The organism is Methyloglobulus sp. (genome assembly GCF_040079455.1).
In the GTDB taxonomy this organism is placed as follows: domain Bacteria; phylum Pseudomonadota; class Gammaproteobacteria; order Methylococcales; family Methylomonadaceae; genus Methyloglobulus.
In genome coordinates this window covers 1-6,490 of record NZ_JBEBKJ010000121.1, presented here as the reverse complement: position 1 = coordinate 6,490, position 6,490 = coordinate 1, and the positions used below count along the sequence as shown (strand labels likewise).

Here is a 6,490-nt window from a genome sequence, read left to right as displayed (position 1 = left end):
TTACAAGAACGGCTCCAGGGATACCAACTCAGCAAATCGGAACTCGCTGAGTTGTGATTAAGAGACAGGTATGTTACCCCGTCACTCACGTTTTGCCGACGATGCCGTTGTTGAACCACGTTGAAACCCTACGGGCGGGGCAACATGCCCCGTCCGGCTTAAGCACTGTCACCTACAGCGACCGAGGGCGGCTCGCCAGTGCCAAGAAAGGCACTACCATCACCAACTACGCTTACAACGGCCTAGGTCACCGCGTACGGCGGGTAAAAAAATCCTGCTGTAGCCTGCTGGTACCGCGTACGGTGGGTAAAATACTCTCCCTGTAGGGCGTGGTTATTAGCCGAGTTGGGTTGAATGCAATGATACCAACAAAAATCGTAGCCTGGATATGGTTGGGGTGGAGTTGGGCTTCGCTTTTGCTCAGCCCAACCATGCTTACAATCTATTGATTCGGCCTTTTAATGTTTGAACCGTTCGTGCTGAGCTTGTCGAAGCACACAAGCCTTTCGACAGGCTCGAGGCGAACGGAAGTTAAAACTTCACAAGGCCGAATCTATAATTAAAATTAATTGTGATAAGCCGACTCGCCATGTTCACAAATATCCAAGCCTTCGCGTTCGACTTCTTCAGACACCCGTAGCCCGATCAACAAGTCTACGATTTTAAAAGCGACAAAAGAAACAACACCAGACCAGACGATACAAACTCCAACACCCCATAATTGGCTGGTCACTTGCGTAGCCATGTTGAACTCTGCAACGCCATTTGCGACATAATCCCAAACGCCCGTTCCGCCCAAACTTGGACTAGCAACAACTCCGGTGCCGATAGCTCCGATAATTCCACCTATGCCATGTACACCGAACGCATCCAGGGAATCATCATAACCCAGCTTACTTTTGAGCCCGGTAACGCCCCAGAAGCAGATTGCACCAACCACAAACCCAAGGCCAATAGCGCCCATCGGCCCAGCCCAACCACATGCTGGTGTAATCGCAACCAGACCTGCGATAGCGCCGGAAGCGCCACCTAACATGCTTGGTTTGCCGCGCATTAACCATTCTGCAAACATCCACGACAAGGTTGCCGCAGCACTAGCAAGTAGTGTATTAACGAACACCAAAGCGGCTAAACCGTTGGCTTCAAGGTTAGACCCTACATTAAAACCAAACCAGCCTACCCACAATAATGATGCACCAACCATAGTCATTGTCACGCTATGGGGAGCCAATGATTCCTTTTTGAAGCCAATGCGTTTACCAATCATTAAACAACCTACCAAACCCGCAATGCCGGCGTTGATATGGACGACCGTACCGCCCGCAAAATCCAATGCACCTTTTTGGAATAAAAATCCTGCCGTTGCACCAGCCGCTTCCGCCGCTTTGGCATCGGTATACGCATCAGGACCTGTCCAGTACCAAACCATGTGCGCCATCGGCAGGTAGGAAAAGGTAAACCAAATGAACATGAACAACAGCACTGCCGAAAACTTAACCCGCTCGGCAAATGCACCGACAATCAATGCCGGTGTAATGGCTGCGAAAGTCAACTGGAACGCCACGTAGATATATTCAGGGATGTATGCACCTTTGCTGAACGTTGCCGCCATTGAATCAGGTGTGATACCTAATAGGAACATCTTGCTGAAACCTCCAAAGTAAGCATTACCTTCGGTAAAGGCAACGCTGTAACCATAAATCGCCCACAAAATTGCCATCATTGAGAAAATAATGAAAACTTGCATCAGGACTGACAGCATATTTTTGGCGCGTACCATGCCGCCGTAGAATAATGCCAAGCCTGGGATCACCATCAATATCACTAACACAGTTGCCACGATCATCCACGCTGTGTCGCCCTTATTGACGGTTGGTGTAATTGCTGCCGCTACCTCTTCCGCAGATGCGACGCACGAAAATCCCAGTAAGAGCAATAACCAGCCCATGCTTAGTAAACCCGAATTTCTTTTATTCATCTCATTCCCCCTTATAGAGCTTCTTCGCCAGTTTCTCCGGTACGTATCCGGACAACCTGTTCTAAATTAGTTACAAAAATTTTGCCGTCGCCAATTTTCCCGGTATTAGCGGCTTTGCTGATCGCCACCACCGCCGGATCTACTAAAGCTTCTGTGACGGCGACCTCAACCTTAGCCTTGGGTAAAAAATCAACGACATACTCGGCACCACGATACAACTCGGTATGCCCTTTTTGACGGCCAAAACCTTTCACTTCTGTGACTGTCACCCCGGAAACCCCCAGTTCTGACAGTGCCTCGCGGACATCATCGAGTTTAAAAGGCTTAACAATTGCGGTTATCAGTTTCATATTTACTCCTTAATCAAGTTAACAACCAAGAGAACCTGAAATTCCTAATCCTATGGGGAGGAGGAACCTTTTGCATATAAAAGGGATTCACTTGCATTAGTTAAAGCACAGACTGTGCCAAATTTGGAGAAACCAAGAAACCTTGAGATTAAGACGGAAGTTAAGCAGCAATCCGAAAGTGATGCACCATATTTGTGCGCTAAGGGTGTTTATGGTTCGTATTGGTGCAATCTATTTTTCCAGGTTCTCAATTTTGGGCGACCTAGATTTGCTAATAAGCCTGCGCTTTAGGAAAAATTAATCACGAATGTTGAGCAAAAAAAATGCGCCCGAAGGCGCATTTAAACTGCAGAGGAAGAGCGAGGAGAATCGATAAAATTATCGACGCTTTAAAAAGCTATGGTCATATCCGTTGAGAACAAGAACTGATCTTTTTGGTTGCCGCCATCAAACGGTAGTTGACCTGTGGTGGCGTTGGTGTCAACCCAGTCATAACGTACGTTGGGACGGATATTCAGCCATTTCATCGGTTTCCAGGTAACCCCTGCTGTGACGGCATAGAAAGTGCCGGCTTGACAGTTCGCTGCAGTACGGGCTGGGTTACAAACCCTTACGCCGTTTTGGTCACGAAACCATTCGCCCCTGATACCCGCGACTAAATTATCTTGGATGTCATAGTAAAGGTGGGTGTTGATGCCGTACCATTCGGTGTTGGCAAGACCCGTGGAGGTGGCTAGGCCGTCGGCAAAGCCGTGGTCGTGTTGCAGGACGAGGTGCATTTTGTCAGTGATGTTGTGTTTGAACACCATGCTGTATAGACTCCAATCATCATCACTTAATTCTGATCTCGCGCCGTATGTGCCGCTGATGTTGAACGAGGTGGCTTTGCTAGTGCTAGTCCAGGTTGCGCCCATTAAGCCTGCCCAGTTGCCGAGTTGTTGATCCCAACTGCCGTCCCAGCCCCCGGTGGCGCTGCCTGTTACCACGCCGCCCATCACTGCCCAGTTATCATCAATAGTGTAGTTAGCCATTACACCAGTATGGGTGAACGGTTCGCCAAATTGCATGGTGTAGGCGTGGGTGTAAAAGAAGTTGTCAGGCGCGGGAACGGTCTCGAAGCCAATCGGGGTGTAAAAATGGCCAACTTTGACGTTAAGGCCATTGCCGACAGGGATGTACATTTCCAGGAATGCCTGTGGGATGGCGAGGTTGTAGAAGCGTTCGTTAATGAGTTTTAAGTCCCATGCCCCACGATCCAGTACTTGCCCTGTGCCTAGCTCCCTCCCAGGAACGCCATAAGCTTGGGTGAATATGGCATCGCTACCAAACATGACATCGACGCGCCCACCAACATCAAACGAATCGCCTTCAGTGGCGACAGTGCGTTGGGCGAATAGGTTAAGCTGATTCAGTTGGAATTCGGCAGAGCGGTCGCCAAAGGTGACAGGGCCGTTGAACTTGTCGCCGGGATCGGTGGCGTTATAGGTCACACCTGCGTTTGCCCAACCGCCGATTTTGAGTTGGTTGCTTTTCATAAAACTGCTTTCGTTGGGGTCGCCTGCAGCTTCCAGCAAGGTGCTGGCTTCTGTCAGGCTCTTAGCTTGTGCCGTACTTATGACACAGAGCGCGGCGATTGCCGCTATTAAGGGGTTGAGGTGGGGACGGTGATTTTTTGGTTTGTTGTTCATGGTTACGCCTCATCTAATTATGTCTAAGAAACTTTCAATCACTTGTGTAATTGTCGTATATAAATCTAGCACATAATATGCCAGTTGCAAAAAAGCGAATTTATTGGGTTTACGCAACAAGCCCGTAAAAATAACGCCCCAATGTTGTGCGTTTTAAACAAATATGCACCATTTTAGCTATATTGTGGATAAGGCTCTCTACAGTTGTCGTCGTTTTTCAAAACCTGTTTTTTTTAGTGGCAGACTCATTAAAAAAAATGGTATCTTTACCAAGTTTGGCTTAAATCACAGAACACTCATACCCCAGGAGACCATATATATGTCAGCAGCAAACGTACTAAAAATGATTAAAGAGAACGACGTAAAATACGTCGATTTTCGCTTTTGCGATACCCGTGGCAAAGAACAACACGTCACGTTCCCAGCCCATAGCATTGATGAAGATACCTTTGAAGAAGGCAAAATGTTCGACGGTTCTTCTATTGCGGGTTGGAAGCACATCAACGAATCCGACATGATCTTGATGCCTGAAGCATCTACCGCCGTTCTGGACCCTTTCTATGATGACAAAACCATCATTTTGCGTTGCGATATTATCGAACCCAAAAATATGCAAGGTTACGAACGCGATCCACGTTCCATCGCAAAACGTGCGGAAGCGTATTTAAAATCGACCGGCATTGCAGACACCGCGTTCTTCGGCCCTGAAAACGAATTCTTTATCTTTGATGATGTCCGCTGGGGTACTGATATGAGCGGCTCTTTCTACAAAGTGGATTCCGAAGAAGCGGGCTGGAATTCAGAAAAAGTCTATGCTGATGGCAACATCGGTCATCGTCCTGGCATTAAAGGTGGCTATTTCCCTGTGCCTCCAGTTGATTCACTACAAGATCTGCGTTCTGCCATGTGTTCGACCCTGGAAGAAATGGGCCAGGTCACTGAAGTGCATCATCATGAAGTGGCGACTGCCGGACAGTGCGAAATCGGTGTTAGATTCAACACCTTGGTCAAAAAAGCGGATGAAGTGCTGACCTTGAAATACGTGGTTGCCAATATCGCCCACGCTTACGGCAAAACCGCAACCTTCATGCCTAAACCACTGGTTGGCGATAACGGCAGCGGTATGCACGTCCACCAATCACTCGCTAAAGGCGGCGTTAACCTGTTTACTGGCGACCTGTACGGTGGTTTGTCTGAACTTGCCTTGTTTTATATCGGCGGGATCATTAAACACGCTAAAGCGCTTAATGCCTTCACCAATGCTTCAACCAACAGCTACAAACGCCTGGTACCCGGCTTTGAAGCCCCGGTTATGTTGGCTTATTCTGCCCGTAACCGTTCCGCTTCTATCCGCATTCCTTTCGTTAACAACCCAAAAGGCCGTCGTATTGAAGTGCGTTTCCCTGACTCAACTGCAAACCCTTATTTGGCGTTCGCAGCCATGATGATGGCAGGTTTGGACGGCATTCAAAATAAAATCCATCCAGGCGAAGCCATGGACAAGGACTTATATGACTTGCCACCGGAAGAAGAAAAAGCGATACCACAAGTCTGCCACGCTTTCGACCAGGCCTTAGAAGCGCTGGACAAAGACCGTGACTTTTTGACCCGTGGCGGTGTTTTCACCAATGATGCGATTGATGGCTACATCGACCTTAAAATGGCTGAAGTCACCCGTATCCGTATGAGTACGCATCCTGTCGAATACGATATGTATTACAGCTTGTAATACATAGCTTTAAAGCCCAAAAACCTCGTAAGCTGTTGGCTTGCGGGGTTTTTTATGTCTTTCAAAGCCATATGAAACATATTCATCAGCAAGTCTTAAAGCTTATCCAACAAAACGATTGGGATGCCGCGCATCGGTTAGTGCAAGATTATTCTGATTCCTTATCTTGCCAAATTCACGGTTACTTGCATCGCATCGAAGGCGATTTATCTAATGCTCGTTATTGGTATCAACGAGCTGGGTTGCATATGCCCGATAACTCGCGGGATGAAGAATTAAAACGCTTGTTTAAACGGGTAATGAATATGACAAATTAAATCTCTTGAAACAATAGTTATGCAATAGCTGTAGTCGGAGCCAACAGGAGACCGTCACCATTTTCTCTTATTCGGTTAATTAGCTTTAATAGTATTCATTCAGAGGCGCATGAAACGAAAAATTGATCGCTTTATAGAGAATTCATACTTCTTCATTTTTTTTCATAGTTTCTGCAAGTTTTTTCACCGAAAAAAGAATATGGTGGTTTCGGGGGCTGATGTTCCAAAATCAGGGATTAAATCTCAATTGAATGATATTTGTTAACGGCGACTATCGCTAAACCAAGGTTACAGCTTGACGTAATAAATATGTCGAGGTGGTAAATGTATTAAGGGAATCTCTAAAAATTCAAAAAACTCCTTCTCCCTCTGGGAGAAGGCCGGAATGAGGGTAATAAAATCAAGCAATTATATCCCTCACCCTAGCC

6 protein-coding genes are annotated in these 6,490 nt (G+C 47.1%); 3 read left to right on the top strand and 3 right to left on the bottom strand.

Going from position 1 to position 6,490, the window contains the following annotated elements:
• The first annotated feature begins 101 nt into the window (after window positions 1-101).
• Window positions 102-326 carry a hypothetical protein gene (locus ABL924_RS17275; RefSeq protein WP_349028340.1) on the top strand — a complete coding sequence of 75 codons (225 nt, stop codon included), beginning with the start codon at window positions 102-104 and terminating at the stop codon, window positions 324-326.
• Window positions 327-565: 239 nt separating this feature from the next.
• Here the strand turns inward: ABL924_RS17275 and ABL924_RS17270 are convergent, their stop codons facing one another.
• From ABL924_RS17270 to ABL924_RS17260, 3 genes are all read right to left on the bottom strand, one after another.
• Window positions 566-1,978: an ammonium transporter gene (locus ABL924_RS17270; protein WP_349028339.1), complete on the bottom strand. Its 1,413-nt coding sequence runs from the start codon at window positions 1,976-1,978 to the stop codon at window positions 566-568.
• 11 nt (window positions 1,979-1,989) lie between these two features.
• On the bottom strand, window positions 1,990-2,328 hold the full coding sequence (locus tag ABL924_RS17265) for a P-II family nitrogen regulator (protein WP_349028338.1): 339 nt from the start codon (window positions 2,326-2,328) through the stop codon (window positions 1,990-1,992).
• Between the two features lie 389 nt (window positions 2,329-2,717).
• Window positions 2,718-4,016, bottom strand: coding sequence for a porin (locus tag ABL924_RS17260; protein ID WP_349028337.1), 1,299 nt, complete (start codon window positions 4,014-4,016; stop codon window positions 2,718-2,720).
• 319 nt (window positions 4,017-4,335) lie between these two features.
• On the opposite strand from ABL924_RS17260, the gene glnA reads away from it, so the two are divergent.
• Window positions 4,336-5,745 carry a glutamate--ammonia ligase gene (gene glnA, locus ABL924_RS17255; RefSeq protein ID WP_349028336.1) on the top strand — a complete coding sequence of 470 codons (1,410 nt, stop codon included), beginning with the start codon at window positions 4,336-4,338 and terminating at the stop codon, window positions 5,743-5,745.
• A gap of 71 nt (window positions 5,746-5,816) precedes the next feature.
• Window positions 5,817-6,062, top strand: a complete 246-nt coding sequence (locus tag ABL924_RS17250) for a hypothetical protein (protein ID WP_349028335.1) — start codon at window positions 5,817-5,819, stop codon at window positions 6,060-6,062.
• The last annotated feature ends 428 nt before the right edge of the window (window positions 6,063-6,490 follow it).